This window comes from Dactylosporangium maewongense (assembly GCF_039531485.1).
Classification (GTDB): Bacteria; Actinomycetota; Actinomycetes; order Mycobacteriales; family Micromonosporaceae; genus Dactylosporangium; species Dactylosporangium maewongense.
On record NZ_BAAAQD010000019.1, the window covers coordinates 179,016 to 195,723 of the forward strand.

The 16,708-nt window shown below is 69.5% G+C and carries 14 protein-coding genes, 1 pseudogene and 1 riboswitch; of the genes and pseudogenes, 10 read left to right on the top strand and 5 right to left on the bottom strand.

Features of this window, described 5'->3' with window-relative positions:
• Window positions 1-174: 174 nt before the first annotated feature.
• The gene (locus ABD332_RS39470; protein WP_344508487.1) at window positions 175-732 is read left to right on the top strand and encodes a hypothetical protein; all 558 of its coding nucleotides are present in this window, start codon (window positions 175-177) and stop codon (window positions 730-732) included.
• Window positions 733-819: 87 nt separating this feature from the next.
• Here the strand turns inward: ABD332_RS39470 and ABD332_RS39475 are convergent, their stop codons facing one another.
• The 5 genes from ABD332_RS39475 to dnaA form a co-directional block, all read right to left on the bottom strand.
• Window positions 820-1,368, bottom strand: a complete 549-nt coding sequence (locus ABD332_RS39475) for a DciA family protein (RefSeq protein ID WP_344508489.1) — start codon at window positions 1,366-1,368, stop codon at window positions 820-822.
• On the bottom strand, window positions 1,361-2,494 hold the full coding sequence (gene recF, locus ABD332_RS39480; RefSeq protein ID WP_344508491.1) for a DNA replication/repair protein RecF: 1,134 nt from the start codon (window positions 2,492-2,494) through the stop codon (window positions 1,361-1,363). Before recF ends, ABD332_RS39475 begins: the two co-directional genes overlap by 8 nt.
• 2 nt (window positions 2,495-2,496) lie before the next feature.
• Window positions 2,497-3,369 (bottom strand): phosphogluconate dehydrogenase (NAD(+)-dependent, decarboxylating), encoded by an 873-nt coding sequence (gene gnd, locus ABD332_RS39485; RefSeq protein WP_344508493.1) that lies wholly within the window; start codon window positions 3,367-3,369, stop codon window positions 2,497-2,499.
• 18 nt (window positions 3,370-3,387) lie between these two features.
• Window positions 3,388-4,518, bottom strand: coding sequence for a DNA polymerase III subunit beta (gene dnaN / locus ABD332_RS39490; RefSeq protein ID WP_344508495.1), 1,131 nt, complete (start codon window positions 4,516-4,518; stop codon window positions 3,388-3,390).
• A 965-nt stretch (window positions 4,519-5,483) separates the two neighbouring features.
• Entirely contained in the window at window positions 5,484-7,307 is a 1,824-nt protein-coding gene (dnaA, locus tag ABD332_RS39495; RefSeq protein WP_344508497.1) for a chromosomal replication initiator protein DnaA, read from the bottom strand.
• A 479-nt stretch (window positions 7,308-7,786) separates the two neighbouring features.
• On the opposite strand from dnaA, the gene rpmH reads away from it, so the two are divergent.
• The 9 genes and pseudogenes from rpmH (at window position 7,787) to ABD332_RS39540 (ending at window position 16,356) form a co-directional block, all read left to right on the top strand.
• Window positions 7,787-7,924 carry a 50S ribosomal protein L34 gene (rpmH, locus tag ABD332_RS39500; RefSeq protein WP_033360019.1) on the top strand — a complete coding sequence of 46 codons (138 nt, stop codon included), beginning with the start codon at window positions 7,787-7,789 and terminating at the stop codon, window positions 7,922-7,924.
• A gap of 26 nt (window positions 7,925-7,950) precedes the next feature.
• Window positions 7,951-8,418, top strand: coding sequence for a ribonuclease P protein component (rnpA, locus tag ABD332_RS39505; RefSeq protein ID WP_344508499.1), 468 nt, complete (start codon window positions 7,951-7,953; stop codon window positions 8,416-8,418).
• A pseudogene (gene yidD, locus ABD332_RS39510) lies at window positions 8,415-8,686 on the top strand (membrane protein insertion efficiency factor YidD). The gene rnpA and the pseudogene yidD overlap by 4 nt, the downstream one beginning before the upstream one ends.
• An 11-nt stretch (window positions 8,687-8,697) precedes the next feature.
• Window positions 8,698-9,741, top strand: a complete 1,044-nt coding sequence (gene yidC / locus ABD332_RS39515) for a membrane protein insertase YidC (RefSeq protein WP_344508614.1) — start codon at window positions 8,698-8,700, stop codon at window positions 9,739-9,741.
• A gap of 110 nt (window positions 9,742-9,851) precedes the next feature.
• Entirely contained in the window at window positions 9,852-10,514 is a 663-nt protein-coding gene (locus ABD332_RS39520) for a Jag family protein (protein WP_344508501.1), read from the top strand.
• Between the two features lie 1,224 nt (window positions 10,515-11,738).
• Window positions 11,739-11,823, top strand: a riboswitch (ZMP/ZTP riboswitch).
• A 12-nt stretch (window positions 11,824-11,835) separates the two neighbouring features.
• Window positions 11,836-12,702: a bifunctional 5,10-methylenetetrahydrofolate dehydrogenase/5,10-methenyltetrahydrofolate cyclohydrolase gene (locus ABD332_RS39525; RefSeq protein ID WP_344508503.1), complete on the top strand. Its 867-nt coding sequence runs from the start codon at window positions 11,836-11,838 to the stop codon at window positions 12,700-12,702.
• A gap of 105 nt (window positions 12,703-12,807) precedes the next feature.
• Window positions 12,808-13,485: a 16S rRNA (guanine(527)-N(7))-methyltransferase RsmG gene (gene rsmG / locus ABD332_RS39530; RefSeq protein ID WP_344508505.1), complete on the top strand. Its 678-nt coding sequence runs from the start codon at window positions 12,808-12,810 to the stop codon at window positions 13,483-13,485.
• Window positions 13,486-14,077: 592 nt separating this feature from the next.
• A complete protein-coding gene (locus ABD332_RS39535) occupies window positions 14,078-15,313 on the top strand; it encodes a ParA family protein (RefSeq protein WP_425552367.1) in 1,236 nt (411 codons plus the stop codon).
• Window positions 15,310-16,356 carry a ParB/RepB/Spo0J family partition protein gene (locus ABD332_RS39540; RefSeq protein ID WP_344508507.1) on the top strand — a complete coding sequence of 349 codons (1,047 nt, stop codon included), beginning with the start codon at window positions 15,310-15,312 and terminating at the stop codon, window positions 16,354-16,356. Before ABD332_RS39535 ends, ABD332_RS39540 begins: the two co-directional genes overlap by 4 nt.
• Window positions 16,357-16,708: the final 352 nt, after the last annotated feature.

The window sequence follows — 16,708 nt, forward strand, 5'->3', positions numbered from 1 at the left end:
CGGGGCGAAGGTCCCCCTACGCGGGAGGGGTCCGGACGGGCGATGACGGGCGGCACGGCGAGCGCTGGGATGCTGTCGCCGGGTTCGGCACCTGCGGGGGTCGCGCAAGCGGCCGTTCGTGCCGTATGTTCCCCGCCGCGGGGGCGGGGCAAGTGTGAGAGCGAGGGGTCCGCGATGGGGTTGGACAACGTCGCCGTGCAGTGGCCGCGCACCGGACGGTTCTACGACCCGGTGGCGCCGGCCGAGTTCGTCGACTTCGCCGAGCTGGCAGAGAAGCTGCCGCTGCACGCGGGGCCGGCCGCGGCACTGGCGGACCATGTGGCGAAGACCGGCACGGTGCGCGTCACCGGTTATACGGAGTTGGTGGACCTGCTCTTCGGGCTCAACGGTGTGCTGTTCGCCACCGATGCGGCCGCCGAGGACGAGGATCCGGTGATCAGCCCGGACGACTGCGCCTGGATCGCCGGCGGGCTCGAGCGCTTCGTCAACGGGCATCAGGAGTTCGGCGACGAGATCACGTTCGAGACGGTGAGCACGGTGCTGCGCCGGGCCCTCGAAGGCTCCCGCCTCGCCGAGCAGCAGCTGCGCTGGCTGCAGAGCCGCCTCGACGCGCTGCGTGACGACACCGGCGACGCTCCGCAGTGGAGCTACACGATCGCCGAGCTGGACGTGCTCGCGAAGTTCTACCGGCGCTGCGCCAACCGCGGATTCGCCGTATACGCCGACTTCTAGATTCGGCGTTTGCGGCATCTGTACGGACTCAGCGGGCCCGACACCCGTAGCCCATCGGGCCGAGGGTCGGGTCCGCGTGGCGGTCGGTCAGCCGTAGGTGTCGCGCGGACCTCGCCCGCGCACCCGCATGGGCCCGCGGCTCCACGAGGGCGTCGACGGACCGTGGATGTGCAGCTTCTTCACGACGTTGTGACCGACCTCACCCGCGATGCGCGCGATGAGCCGGCCGGAGAGCATCCGCAGCTGCGTCGCCCACGCCGTGGACTCCGCCTCGACGGTCAGCTCCCCGTCCTCCAGCTTGATCGGCCGGCAGTGGGCCGCCACGTCGGCGCCGACGACCCGCTCCCACTCGCCGAACACGGTCGCCTCGGCCGCCGGCCGCTGCCACCCCCGCGCCTTCACGACCCGCCCCAGGAGCGCGCCGAACAACTGCGGGTCCCTCGGGTCGGGCCCCGGTCCGGTGTACCCGCGCCGCCGCCGCGAGTCGCCGCCGCCCTCGGGCACGGCCTTGCGCCGCGGCTGCGCCTTCCGCTTGGCGAGGGCCGCCTCGACCGCCGCCCGGGCCAGCTCCGGCCCGCTCTTGTCGCCGGCGCCCGTCCGGGGGTCTCCGCCGGGGCCGCCACCGGTGTCAGCCACGTCGCACCTCGCCTCCGCCAACCTCGTAGCGCGCGCCTCGGAGCGCGCGGGGCACGTCGTCGTCGACGGCACACGTGACGATGACCTGGCTCGCGCCGCTGACGAGCTCGGCGAGCCGCTCGCGGCGGCCCACGTCGAGCTCGGCGAACACGTCGTCGAGCACCAGCACCGGCTCCACCGCGTCGTCCCGCAGCAGATCGTAGGCCGCCAGCCGCAGCGCGAGGGCGTAGGACCAGGACTCCCCGTGGCTGGCGTACCCCTTCGCCGGCAGGTCGCCGAGCGTCAGCGTCAGCTCGTCGCGGTGCGGGCCGACCAGGGTCACCCCCCGCTCGACCTCCTGCTTGCGGGCCTCCCCGAGCGCCACCAGCAGCGCCTGCTCGATCTCCCCCTGTGCCGTTTCCCCCTGTACCGGCAGCGGGAACGACGGGCTGTAGGCGATGCGGGCGTCGGACCGGCTGGCGCTGACCGCCGCGTATGCCTTGGCGACGTGCGGCGCGAGCGCGGCGACGAGGTCGAGCCGCGCCCGGACCAGCTGGGCGCCGTGCTGGGCCAGGTGGCTGTCCCACACGTCGAGGGTCGACAGGTCGCCGCCGCGGCTGCCGCCGGTCTTGCGGGCCAGGTAGGCGCTGCGCAGCAGCGCGTTGCGCTGCTTGAGCACCCGGTCGTAGTCGGAGCGCACGCCGGCGAACCGCGGCTGCCGGGTGACCAGCAGCTCGTCCAGCATCCGGCGGCGCTCGCCCGGGTCACCGCGGATCAGCGACAGATCCTCCGGCGCGAACAGGACCAGCTTCAGCGCGCCGAGGATGTCGCGGGTGCGGGCCACCGGCGACCGGCCCAGTCGCGCCTTGTTGGCCTTGCCGGGCTCGATCGACAGCTCGACGAGCAGCTCGCGCTCCTCGTGGACGATGGCGCAGCGGACCACCGCGCGGCTCGTGCCGAAGCGCACCAGCGGCGCGTCGGTCGCGACCCGGTGGGACTCGAGGCTGGCCACATACGCGAGGGCCTCGACCAGGTTGGTCTTGCCCACACCATTGGGCCCGACGAGCACGCACGCCCCGGGCCCGAACTCGACGACGACCCGCTCGTAACTGCGGAAGTCGACGAGCTCGAGACCGCGGACGTACAAACTCAGCCCTTCTTGACCGCGTGACCGCCGAACTGGTTGCGCAGCGCGGCGACCGCCTTCATGGCCGGCGAGTCGTCCTGCCGGGAGGCGAACCGGGCGAACAGCGACGCCGCGATCACGTTCATCGGCACGGCCAGCCGGATGGCCTCCTCGACCGTCCAGCGGCCCTCACCGGTGTCGTCGGCGTAGCCCCGCAGGCCGTCGAGGTTGGGGTCCTCGTCGAGGGCCCGGTCCATCAGGTCCAGCAGCCACGACTGCACGACCGAGCCGGCCCGCCACGACTTGAACACCTCGGGGATGTTCTCGACGTATTCGGAGGCCTCGAGCAGCTCGTAGCCTTCGGCATAGGCGTGCATCATGCCGTACTCGATGCCGTTGTGGACCATCTTCGCGTAGTGACCGGCGCCGACGCCGCCCGCGTGCGCGAAGCCGAACTCGCCCTCGGGCTTGAGCCCTTCGAAGATCGGCATGCAGTGCTCGACGTGCTTCTTCTCGCCGCCGACCATCAGCGCATAGCCATTGGTCCGGCCCCAGACGCCGCCGGAGACGCCGACGTCGAGGTAGCCGAGGCCCTTGGTGGCGAGCCGCTCGGCCCGGGGGCGGTCGTTGCTGAAGCGCGAGTTGCCGCCGTCGATGACGATGTCACCGGGAGACAGCAGACCGGAGAGCTCGTCGATGGTCGGCTCCGTGTACTGCACCGGGACCATGATCCACACGACGCGGGGCGCGGCGAGCTTGTCGACCAGCTCGCTGAGCGACGACACGTCGGTGACGTCTGGGTGGTGGTCGTAGCCGATGACCTCATGCCCGGCGGCGCGCAGCCGCTCGCGCATGTTGAAGCCCATCCTGCCCAAGCCGATGAGACCGAGCTGCATGTCTGGTGCCTCCGAAACTCAGCTGCCGATGCGAACCGGCATGATCAAGTACCAGTATCCAGGGATGATTTCTCCATCATCCTTGGCCGGAGACATGACCGCAGGCTTCTTCGGGTCAGTGAACGACAGCACGGCGATCGGGGCGTCGAGCGCCTTGAGGCCGTCGAGCAGGTATTGGTGGTTGAAGGCGATGGTCATCGGCTCGCCCTCATAGGTGCAGTCCATCGCCTCGCTGGCCCGCGCGTCCTCGCTGCCGCTGGCCTCGACCACGAGACCGTCGGCGCTGAAGGACAGGCGCACCGGGGTGGACCGCTCGGCGACCAGGCCGACGCGCCGGACCACCTCGTTGAGCGCGGAGACCCGGATGCGGGCCTGGGCGTTGTGCGTGTCGGGCAGCAGCGCCCGCACCTTCGGGAAGTCGCCGTCGAGCAGCCGGGACGTGGTGCGCCGGGTGCCGCCGGCGAAGCCGATCATGCCCTCGCCGATCTTGCCCCGCGACAGCGCGACGGAGACCGAGCCACCGGTCGGCCCGAGCGTCTTCGCGGTGTCGTCGAGGGTGCGCGCCGGCACGAGGGCGGCGAGGCTGACGTCGGGCTCGTCGGGCCGCCACTCCAGCTCGCGCACGGCGAGGCGGTAGCGGTCGGTGGCGAGCAGCGTCAGCTTGGTGCCCTCGAGCTCGACCCGCACGCCGGTGAGCATCGGCAGCGTGTCGTCGCGGCCGGCGGCGATCGCCACCTGCGAGACGGCACCGGCGAAGGTGGCCGCGTCGACGGTGCCAGCCAGCTCGGGCATCTCCGGAAGCGTCGGATAGTCCTCGACGGGCATCGTCGGCAGCGTGAACCGGGCACTGCCACACGTGATCTCGACGTGCGACCCGACGGCGGCGACGTCGACGGGCTTGGCGGGCAGCGACTTGGTGATCTCGGCGAGCAGGCGCCCGGAGACGAGCGTCGCGCCGTCGGCGTCGGCCTGGACCTCGACGGTCACCTGGCTGGACACCTCGTAGTCGAAGCCGGACACCTGCAGGCGGCCGTCACCGACTCTGAGCAGAACACCGGCAAGCACCGGCACAGAAGGGCGGCTGGGCAGACTCTTGGCTGTCCAGGCGACGGCATCGGCGAGCGCGTCGCGCTCGACTCGGAACTTCATCGCGGTCCTCCCGCGTCGTCTCGTCTCAAGCGTGGTGCTGCATCGAACCTTAGGGCTTCCCCGGCGGTGCCGTGCACCGACCCCACCAAAATTCCAGCCCGAGACTTTTCCACTTGCTGATGATTGCTTTTTTCTCTCTTTTAAAGAGATTTACTTCGTAGTCATAGGTGGTGTGGATTCTGTGGACAACCCCTGTTTTAGCAGCTCAGCGGGGTTATGTCTCTGGGTATGAGCTGTGCATAACCCTCTGTGTACAAAGTTGTGGATTGTGGATAAGCGGTCATCCACAGGCGTTGTCCACCGGCTATCCACCGGGAATCCACAGGGTTCCTCCACCATCTGGGGATAACTCGTCTCGAGCCGTGTTCACGTTCTGTCGATGATTCGGTCACTCTTCGGATGTGTCCACACGTCTTCCACACGCTCTCCCCAGGAGTTATCCACAGACTGTGGACGGACCTTGTGTGCAGTCCGTAGCTGTCCCGTCACTTGTGAGCACTCGAACACCCAGCGTGGCGAAGAGTTGGCACAAACGAAGTTATCCACAGGTTCTGTGGACAAAATGTGTGGATAACTCCGGCAAACCCCTCGGGGGTATATGCCCACAAGCTGTGGGCAACCTGGGGACGACGCTGTGGACAACTTATTGCCATAAGCGCCTGGATCCCAGGTCGGAGGCCTGTGGAAACAGTGGATAACGCGCGTTGTCCACAGGCTGTGCGCAACGTCGGTGGACAGTGCATTCTTCGCAAATCGACTCGGTCTCGCTAGGGAACTCACAATGTTGTCCACAGGCTGTTTGTGAGCACCACTCAGGTCGGCGGTTGTGCACAGCCCGTCCACCCCGCCGATCGGGGTCGCGGACAGGGCGGTGGGCGGCAGTCGTACACCTGCCGCGACCGCAAACAGAAGGGCCGGACCGGCGCCGTCACGCGCCCATCCGGCCCTCTGCGGGACGTCGGCCCCTACGTCGTCTGCTTGATGCGGTTGGTCAGCTCGGCGATCTGGTTGTAGAGCGAGCGCCGTTCGGCCATCTGCTGGCGGATCTTTCGGTCGGCGTGCATGACGGTGGTGTGGTCGCGGCCGCCGAACGCCTGGCCGATCCGTGGCAGGGAGAGATCGGTCAGCTCGCGGCACAGGTACATGGCGACCTGGCGCGCGTTGACGAGCACGCGCGACCGGCTGTGCCCGCGCAGGTCCTCCAGGCTGACGCCGAAGTAGTCCGCGGTCGACGCCATGATCTGGTCCGCGGTGATCTCGGGCCCGGAGCCGTCGGGGATGAAGTCGCGCAGCACCTCCTCGGCGAGGCCGAGCTCGACGGGCGCGCGGGTCAGGTTGGCGAACGCGGTGACGCGGATCAGCGCGCCCTCCAGCTCGCGGATCGACGACGCGACCCGCGACGCGATGAACTCCAGCACGTCCGGCGGCGCGAACAGCCGCTCCTGCGCCGCCTTCTTCTGCAGGATCGCGATCCGGGTCTCCAGGTCCGGCGGCTGGATGTCGGCGAGCAGGCCCCACTCGAACCTCGTCCGCAGCCGGTCCTCGAGCGTCGCCAGCTGCCGCGGCGAGCGGTCGGAGCTGATCACGATCTGCTTGTTGGCGTTGTGGAGGGTGTTGAAGGTGTGGAAGAACTCCTCCTGCGTCCGCTCGCGCGTCTCCAGGAACTGGATGTCGTCGATCAGGAGGATGTCGACGTCGCGGTACCGCCGCTGGAACGCCTGCGTCTTGTCGTCACGCAGCGAGTTGATGAAGTCGTTGGTGAACTCCTCCGTCGACACGTAGCGCACGAAGCGGGCGTTGCCGAGCATCGTGGCGTACTGGCCGATCGCGTGGAGCAGGTGCGTCTTGCCGAGCCCGGAGCCGCCGTAGATGAACAGCGGGTTGTACGCCTTGGCCGGCGACTCGGCGACCGCGACCGACGCGGCGTGGGCGAAGCGGTTCGAGGAGCCGATGACGAACGTCTCGAACGTGTACTTCGGGTTGAGCCGGTTGCCGGCGGAGTCGCCCGCGGGGGTCTGTGCGCTGCGGCGGTCCTCGCGGCCGGTGCCGGGGTTGGACGGCGGGCGGGGCGGCAGGGGCTCCTCGTCCTGCAGCGGCGAGCGGCGCAGGCGTTCGTCGCGGGCGGCCTCGAAGGCGGTGCCGGAGTGCTCCGTGCGTTCCGCCGGCGACCAACCGGTCGTGCCCTTGGAGGGGGTGTCGGACGGGAGATCGAACAGGCGGTCGCTCTGGGGCCGCTGGTCCTGCGGTTCGTGTGCCCGCCGATCCTGCGGCTCGTGTGCCCGCCGGTCCTGCTCGTAGCCCGGCCGGTCGTGTTCGTACCCCGGCCGGGCCTGCTCATAGCTCGGCCGGTCCTGGTTCGGCCGGTCCGGGAGCATGCGGTCCTGGATCAGCCGGTCCTGCTCGTAGGACGGCTGCGGCGGCGGCTGGTACTGCGACTGTGGATACTGCGGTGCCGAAGCCGTGTCCGCCAGCTGGCCGGCGGTGCCGTTGGACCAGTGCGAGGCGGACGGGGCCGGCAGCGGCGGCGCGTCCTCCGGGGGGCGGACCGTGACGGCGACCTGGATGGCCCGGCCGAGCAGCCGCGACAGCGCCTCGGTGATGACCGGCCGGAGGCGCGACTCGATGACGTCGCGGGTGAACGCGTCAGGCACGGAGAGCAGCGCGGTGTCCTCGACGATGGCCCGTAGCCTCGTCAGCCGCAGATAGGCACGCTGCTGCGCCGAGACGATCTCGTCTGCGAGCTCGTCCGTTGCCGCATGCCATACAGCTGCGAGGTCGGTGTCAGTCACCGTTCGCGCACCCCCATCGTCGCCCCCCACCGCGAGTGGACCGTGCGCCGGAAGTTCCGCCCGTCCCGGGTCCCATTGTCCACAGGTTTTCCACAACCTGTGTATCAACGAGTCATGTGCCGTGGACGGATCGTCCTGATTCCCCCTCGCCCCGTGCCGAGTTGGCGGCTGTCGTGCCCCCGTGGCGGAGGTTCTGCAGGTCGGATGCGGTGCCATGCCCCCTGTGGCGCATCCGATTAGTGGCGGAAAGTCCTTTGTGCCCCGTCGCCGGTCGTCGCGGTGTCTACCGGCAACCGGGCACGTTAACAGCGTTGTCCACAACCACTCAACCGTTGTCCACAAGTAACCTGTGGATTTCGGGCCGATCCGTGGCATCGTTGACGGTCTGTAGGGCCGCGCGTACCCTGGTTCGGCTGGGGAAGCTTTCCCTGATAAACTCCAGTGACCAGCCCTACGCCGCTACGAAGACGGAGCCCGACGTGAGCAAGCGCACCTTCCAGCCGAACAACCGCCGGCGCGCGAAGACCCACGGTTTCCGGCTGCGCATGCGCACCCGGGCCGGCCGCGCGATCCTGTCGGCGCGCCGCGCCAAGGGGCGCGACCGCCTGTCGGCCTGACCGACGCGGGTCCTCCGGGAGGCAGCGTGCTGGCGGCCGCTCAGCGTCTGCGGCGGCGGGAAGACTTCGCCGCCACCATTCGCAACGGTCGCCGCGCCGGTCGCGGAGCCCTCGTGGTGCATTTCCTGCAGTCGACTGTCGAGCCGGCGCCAGCAGATCAACCGTCTGCGCGCGCCGGCTTCGTCGTGTCTGACGCTGTCCTTGATCGTGAAGTCGCCGGCAGTACAGGCGAGGCATCGGCCGACGCGGTCCAGCCGGCGCGGGCCGGGTTCGTGGTCTCCAAGGCGGTCGGCAACGCCGTCGTCCGCAACCTGGTGAAACGCCGGCTCCGGCACCTGGTCCGGCCGCACCTGGCCGACCTCCCCCCGGCGGCCATGGTCGTCGTCAGGGCGCTACCCCCCTCGGCGACAGCAAGCTACGAAGACCTGGGCCGCGACCTCGAGGCGGCCCTGGCGGCCGCGCGCCGCCCCAGAAGCCGGGAGGGACGTCGATGAACGTCGGAGCCCGGGTCGTTGCCGCTCCCATCGTCGCGTACCGTCGTTGGATAAGCCCGGCGTTGCCGGCGCGTTGTCGGTTCTACCCGTCGTGCAGCGCTTATGCCCTGGAGGCGGTCGGCACTCACGGCGCGATCCGGGGAATCGGTCTCGCGATCTGGCGGCTGCTGCGCTGCCACCCATTCCACCCCGGTGGGTTCGATCCGGTGCCTCCGCGCCGGGGAGCCTCGCCCGAGCCCGAGTCGACGTGACTGGAGCAGTGTCGTGATTAGCAAGCTGATGGGCGGGATCTACTGGCTGATCTCGCAGGTGATGCTGTTCTGGCACACCGTGTGGGACAAGGTCATGCCCGACCACCGCACGCTCGGCACCAACTGGCAATGGGTTCTCGCGATCGTGTTCCTGGTGATCACGGTCCGGGTCGTGCTGTTCCCGATCTTCGTGAAGCAGATCAAGTCGCAGCGTGCGATGCAGGCGATCCAGCCGAAGATGAAGGAGCTGCAGGAGAAGCACAAGGGCGACCGGGAGACCCTCCAGAAGGAGGTCATGAAGCTCTACCAGGAGGAGAAGGTCAACCCGCTCATGGGCTGCCTTCCGATGTTCCTGCAGATCCCGGTCTTCATCGGCCTCCTGCACGTGCTCCGCCACCTGAAGCCCGGCACCTCCAACCACCAGATGGAGCTGTACGGCTGGAGCATCCCCGAGTTCATGGGCGCCGTCGACGCCCGGCTCTTCGACGCCCCGATCGTCGCCAAGTTCAGCAGCAGCGCCGCCGACCTCGCGAAGATCGAGGCCAACTCGACCACCGTGAAGATCGTGGCCGCGATCCTCGTCGCGCTGATGATCACCACGACCTACCTGACCCAGCGTCAGATGATTATGAAGACCGGGTGGAACAGCGACCCGCAGCAGCGCATGATCCAGAAGTTCATGCTCTACGGCATCCCGTTCTTCACCCTCACCTCCGGCTGGTACTTCCCCATCGGCGTCATCATCTACTGGGTCACCAACAACGCGATCACCCTCGGCCAGCAGTACTGGGTTCTGCACAAGTACCCGCCGCCGGCGAGCGCGACCGCCAACACGACCCCGTACAAGAGCAAGGGCGGCCCCTCGCTGACCAAGGGCGGCGCCCCCGCGGCGAAGCCGGCCGGCGGCCTCCGCTCGATGCTCAGCAAGGCCAAGGACGAGGCAGCGGCGCAGCAGGCCGCGGCGGCCGCCGCCAAGCAGGCCCAGGCCAACGGCAAGGCCCTTGCCCCGAAGCCCGGCGCCAAGCCGATCAACCCGAAGAAGGGTGGCGCCGCGAAGCGGCAGTCGGGTTGATGCGACCCCGCCGGCCCACCCCTCCCCGGGCCGGCGAGCGGCGCTCCCTGTGCACCACCACCCCTCACCGACGACCTGTGACGGCGCCTCGGCGCCCCAAACAAGCGGAGATGAGTTTCGTGACCGACACCACCAGTGATCTCGACGCGCGCGGCACCGAGGACGACGCTGCGGATCAGGACGCCAACCTCGACGAGATCGAGGACGCCGACGACACGGACGAGGCCGACGAGGACGCCGACTCCAGCGACGGCGAATCGGCGAAGGCTTCCGGCGGCAGCAACGGCCGTGCCGCGGCCGACCTGTTCCGGGAGAGCGAGATCGCGGCCGACTACGTCGAAGGCCTCCTCGACATCCTCGACTACGACGGCGACATCGACGAGCTCGTCGTCAGCGGCCGCCCCGTCGTCGAGGTCGTCGAGGGCGGCGACGGCTCCGGCCGCCGCCTCCAGGCACTCGTCGGCCAGCGCGGCGCCACCCTCGAGGCACTGCAGGAGCTGAGCCGCCTCGCGGTCTTCCGGCAGACGGGCTCCCCCAGCCGTCTCCTCCTCGACGTCGGCGGCTACCGGGCCTTGCGCCGCAAGGAGCTCGGCGCGATCGCCAAGAACGCCGCCGAGAAGGTGAAGGAGTACGGCGAGGCCGTCCGCCTGGAGCCGATGAGCGCCTTCGAGCGCAAGTGCGTCCACGACGTCATCAACGCCCTCCCCGGCGTGGAGAGCGAGTCCGAGGGCGTCGAGCCGGCCCGCCGGATCGTGGTCCGCCCGGTCGCCTGACCCAAGCCCACCGCGAAGCGGGGCGCCCCATGACGGGGCGCCCCGCTTTCCGTTTGCGGCTCACCTCCGTACACCCACCTGTCTGCCTCTCTACACGATGCGTCCTGACCCGACGCGTCTCCGCTCTGCTCGCCCACGCCCCCGCACGTTTCCGACTCCGTGCCTTGTCCCCCGCGTCCGCCCCCGCACGCATCTCGCGGGGGCGCATACGGGCCTCGCTCTTCCACGCACCAGTCGGTCGCTGCTCGCCGTGCCCTCGCGCACTGTTCTTCGCGCGCCCCGTGCTTCCGCGCTCTGGTGTCCGTGCCTTGCGCCTGTGTCGCGTGCCCCGCCCCCGTGTCCGGTGGCACCATGCCCCGCCTCCGGAGCTCGTGCCCTACGTCCGCACCTGTCCGACCGAGGCAACATGATGCAGGGGTCGGCACTTCGACTGCTCGCCCCCGGCTCCGTGCCCCGTCTCTTGGCGAACGTTCCGTCCTCTGCGTCTGTGTCCCCGTCCGTGCTGCGCGCCCCGGCTTTAGCTTTCGGTCGAGTCGAGCTTCGCGCCGACTGCACTGTGGCCGGTCACCGCCTTCGCGTCCGGGTTGTCGCCTTCCCCGTAGTGCGTTGTGTCCCACGCTGCCCGCGCGCCGCGCTCTGTATCGAGGGGAAGATCCCGCACCCTCGTACCGCGGGCCCGGTGCGTCTGTGCAACTGCCCTGCGCCTGCGTCCAAGTCGGCCGCCTGCCCCTCTTGCTCTCGGCATCGCGTCCGAACGTCATCCACGCGCCGTGCTCCTTGGTTCGAGCACCGCGCTGCCTTCCCGTGTCCGGGTCGTGGGTCCTGACCGTTCCTTCGAGTCCTGGCGGGCAGCAGTCGAAGTGCTGACCCCTGTACCGGCGCTTGATCGAAGGAGTGTTCTGGCCGTCATCACGACCAGGACCGGCCTTCGATCACCACACTGCTGGATGCCAAGGGCGCCGGTCGCCCCCGCCCGCGCCGGACCCACACAGCTGGTCCCGAGTGCGATGCAGGCTGGCGCCACAAGCGTCGTCCGCACGTTGCGGGAGTCGACGCGGTCCTGTCTGCCCGGTCTTGCGACTGACGGCCGTACAGGGGCGGGCGGCGCGTCACGAGGGCTGGTGATGGCGTCTTGGGTGGGGCGTGTCGGCTGTAAGCGTTCCTGCATTCCTTCGTCGGGGTTCGTCCCCGCGTGGTCGGGAGGGGATGGGATCGGGGACAATGGGTGGCAGACGCGACTGGCGGCACCGGGATGGGACGGACCATCGGGGAGCTCGAGTTGTGAGGGTCGACCGCCTGGGTCCTCACGTCGGGGAGTCGTATGTCCACGACCACTGCTGTTCTCCTGCCCGGCGCTCCTGTCGCCGAGAAGATCCTGGCTGACGTTGCGACGCGGGTGGCGGCGTTGCGCGCGCAGGGGGTTGTGCCCTCGCTGGCGACCATCCTTGTCGGCGATGACGATGCGAGCGCGGGGTACATCCGCATCAAGCAGCGGCAGGCGGCGGAGCTCGGGTTCGAGTCGCCGCACGAGCACCTGCCGGCAGACACGACGCAGGAGGCGCTGCACGCGGTCATCGACCGGTTCAACGCTGACCCCGACGTGCATGGGTTGCTCATTCAGTACCCGACGCCGCAGCACCTTGACTACGACGTCGCGTTGCAGCGGGTCGATCCGGACATGGACGTCGACGGCATGCACCCGCTGAACCTCGGGCGTCTTGCCGCGGGCATGCCCGGGCCGCTCCCCTGCACGCCCGCCGGAATTGAGGCGCTCCTCGCGCACTACGAGATCCCGGTCAGCGGCAGGGAGGTCGTCATCCTCGGGCGCGGCGCGACGCTGGGCCGTCCGCTGGCGATGCTCCTGTCGCAGAAGCGGCCGACCGCCAACGCCGCCGTGACGGTCGTGCACACGGGCGTCGCGGACTGGCCGCGGTACACGCAGCGGGCCGACATCCTCATCGCCGCGGCCGGCGTGCCGGGCATCATCCAGCCCGAGCACGTGAAGCCCGGCGCGACAGTCATCGGCGGCGGGGTCCGGTACTCCGGCCGGCGGCTCCTGCCCGACGTGGACGAGTCGTGCGCGGAGGTCGCGGGCGCCATCACGCCGCGCGTCGGCGGGGTCGGCCCCACCACGGTCGCCATGCTCTTCCGCAACGCCGTGACGGCCGCGGAGCGACGTTTCACGTGAAACATCGGGGGCCGCGTCTTCGAGCGGCCCTCTTCTTGCCGCCCCCGTGCGCCGATCTGTCCCCAGTGGCCGGTCGCGCGGGGGCGGCGTGATTTGCTTGACCGCATGGATGGTGCTGTTCCGAACGAGGTGTTGCCGGCCGCCGAGAAGGTGTTCGGCGATCGGCTCCCGTTGGCTGAGCGGTTCGCTCAGTTGCTTGTCACCGACGGGGTGGTGCGAGGGCTGATCGGCCCTCGCGAGGCGCCGCGCATCTGGGAACGCCACATGCTCAACTGCGCCGTCCTCAGCGAACTCATCCAATCGGACGCCACGGTCGTCGACGTCGGCTCCGGCGCCGGCCTGCCCGGTATGGTGCTGGCAGTGGCTCGTCCCGACCTGTTCGTCACGTTGGTCGAGCCGCTCGCACGACGCACCGCGTTCCTGACCGAAGCGGTGACGGCGCTCGGCCTCGAGCGGACCACCGTGGTCCGGGCGCGGGCCGAGGAGTGCGTCGGGAAGCTTCCCCTCGCCGATGTCGTCACCGCCAGAGCAGTCGCACCGCTGGACCGGCTTGCCGGATGGTGTCTTCCCCTCACCGCCGTCGGTGGGCGACTGCTCGCGCTCAAGGGATCCTCTGCCGCGGCGGAGATCGCCGAGCACGCAGAAGTCCTGAGCCGGCTTGGAGCGGGCGCGCCGTCGGTACGGCTGTGCGGGGACGCCGTCCTCGCCGAGCCGACGACGGTCGTCGAGGTCGTGCGGGAGCGGGAAGTCGCGCAGCGCCGGAAGGCCAAGCGCGGGCGGTAAACCGGGGGACGGGCCGAAAGCGTCCTCCGGACACGGGGAACGCGGGGGTTCGACGATGGACATCAGAAACTGCAACAGCGGCTGGCCGGCCGTACCGACCAAGCGACTCGGCGGTCTCCTCCGCCGAGTCGACGGCTTTCTGGTCTTCTTACGGCCGAATGCGAGTGAGAAGACCAACGACTCGCCGATCGGCCATGGCTCTGGTCGCCTGTGCGCCGTAGGCTGGCCGCGCGCCGTTTTTGCGTTCCCGGCGCCGGTCACCGCAGTCACTCGAGACCTCGCGTCGGGCGGTGCGCCGGAGGTGGGCACAACGTCGCTGACGGCCGGCAGTGCACATCTTTCCGAGCGGGACGGGACTGACATGGTGCGCGACAGCGGTGATGGTCCGGACTACGGCGATGGCAGCTCTCATGTTTCACGTGAAACACCGATAGGTCCGCGAGCGGCCGCCGGCGCCGGAGGCCTCTACGGCTCGGCCGCCGGGCACGTCGCACACCCCGGTTTCGGTGCAGTGAGCGAGCCCGGTGTTCCCGGTCCGGACTACGGGCACGGGACCCATCAGTCGGACAGTCCAGAGTCGGTCGCCCAAGCGTTGAATGCGCAGGGATCCGACGGGCAGGAAATCGAGGGCTGGGGGGTTCGCCCGCCCGCGCGGCCCGTGCCCCAGCCGCGGGTCGACAACCCGGCCGAAACGACACGCGGCACCACGGTGGACTTTCGCGGCAGCGGCCCAGTCGATCGCGCATCTACCGGTACTGTTTACGGCCGGGGCGGAAAACCGGTCGTGCCCAGAGCCGATTCACAATCCGCTGCAGACGAAGCGAAAGCCGAGACGAGAGCAGATATGAGGTCCGAGCGACGGAGCAGTCCGTCCCCCCGGCCACACCCGTCCGTCGTCACCGCGGATACCGAGGGCGCCATGACAGACGCGTATGTTTCACGTGAAACCGAAGACCCCCCGCTGGCTCAGGAGGCAAAGCGCGCCGTGGAGATCCTCAACCCGAGCGGGGAGATCACGATGCCCCGTCCGCCACGGCGGCGCACGATGTGTGTGGCGAACCAGAAGGGCGGCGTGGGTAAGACCACCACGGCGGTCAACATCGCCGTCGCCCTGGCGCTGCACGGCAATCGTGTCCTGGTGATCGACCTCGACCCGCAGGGCAACGCTTCCACTGGTCTGAACGTCCCCCACCATTCCGGTGTGCCGGACGTCTACGACTGCCTGATCGACGGCGCGCCGCTCGACGCGGTGACCCAGCAGGTCGAGGGCATCCCGAACCTGTGGGCCGTGCCCGCGACGATCGACCTCGCCGGCGCCGAGATCGAGCTGGTCTCGGTCGTCGCCCGTGAGTCGCGCCTCAAGCGGGCGATCGAGGCCGGCGGGAGCAACTACGACTACATCTTCATCGACTGCCCTCCGTCGCTCGGCCTGCTGACGGTCAACGCGCTCGTCGCGGCCGAAGAGGTCCTGATCCCGATCCAGTGCGAGTACTACGCCCTGGAAGGCGTGCAGGCCCTCACGAACAACATCGAGCTTGTGCGGTCGCACCTCAACCCGAAGCTCGACATCTCGACGGTGCTGTTGACGATGTACGACCGGCGGACCCGCCTCGCGGATCTCGTCGAGCAGGACGTCCGGAACCACTTCGGCGAGAAGTGTCTGAACGCGGTCATCCCCCGCAACGTTCGCGTGTCCGAGGCGCCGAGCTACAGCCAGTCCGTGATGACGTACGACCCGGGCTCCCGCGGTGCGGTGAGCTACTTCGAGGCGGCGCAGGAGATCGCGCTGCGCGGTGCGCACGATGCGCAGGTTGGAGGAGTGGCATGAAGTCGAACCGACGTGGAGGTCTCGGACGGGGGCTCGGCGCCCTCATCCCCACCGCCGCGCCGGCGGCCGAGAGCGCGACGGGCGGCACCGCCACCGCGCTGGCGACTCCCCCGGCCGAGACCGACGCCCCGACCAACGGCGTGACCGCCGTCGACTCCCCGGTGGAGCAGCTCGCTCCGGTGCCGGGCGCGCGGTTCGCCGAGATCTCGGTGACGTCGATCGTGCCGAACCCGAAGCAGCCCCGGCAGGTCTTCGACGACGATGCGATCGAGGAGCTGAAGACCTCGATCCAGGAGGTCGGCTTCCTGCAGCCGATCGTCGTCCGCGAGCTCACCGAGCCGGTTGAGTCGGACGACGAGTCAGGCACGCAGAAGAAGTACGAACTCGTGATGGGCGAGCGTCGCTGGCGCGCGGCCCAGGCGCTCGGCAAGGAAGCGATCCCGGCCATCGTCCGCGAGACCCGCGACGACGCGATGCTCCGCGACGCGCTCCTCGAGAACATCCACCGCGCCAACCTCAACCCTCTGGAAGAGGCGGCCGCGTATCAGCAACTCCTTGAGGAGTTCGGCGCGACCCACGAGGAACTGGCGCGGCGCATCGGCCGGAGCCGCCCTCAGATCTCGAACACGATCCGCCTCCTGAACCTGCCCGCTCAGGTACAGCGTCGCGTGGCCGCCGGCGTGCTGTCCGCCGGGCACGCCCGCGCGCTTCTCGGACTCGACAACTCCGAGGAGCAGGAGACGCTCGCGCACCGGATCGTCGCGGAGGGCCTGTCGGTCCGGGCGACCGAGGAGATGGTCTCGCTCGCGGTGTCCGAGGGCGCCACGGCGAAGAAGGCGGCGCCGCAGCGGCGGGCCAAGCCGCACGCGCCGGCGCTGTCGGACCTCGCCGACCGGCTTTCGGACCGGTTCGACACGCGGGTGAAGGTGGACATCGGCCAGCGCAAGGGGCGGATCACGATCGAGTTCGCGACCGTGGACGACCTGGAGCGCATCGTCGGCATCATCGGTGTCGACCAGCGCGGCCAGCAGCGGGAGCAGTAGTACTGAGATTCTCGGCCGCGGCGACGTCCGCGGTGAACGATCCGGCCGACGGTCCGGGCAGCTGCAGAACGGAGCAGCGGCCCGGACCGCGGTGTATCTGGGCGGAGTTCGCCTGGGAGACCGCGGCGTTGAGATGTTGCGACCCTGGGCGATGGCGGTCGCGGCACGACGGGGCGTGGCTTCGAGCAAGAATGTGCGGCTGTTGTTTGACGTCGGTCGCGTCGGTGAGAGGGTCCGCATGTGGTCGCGGCGATCGGGCGCGTCTACGGCACGGTCGTCACGCTCGACCGGAGGGCCGTCGTGGCCCGTCGGGTGGGTGAGGGGGCGCGCTGACCGTAGCAGCGCTTGGCGG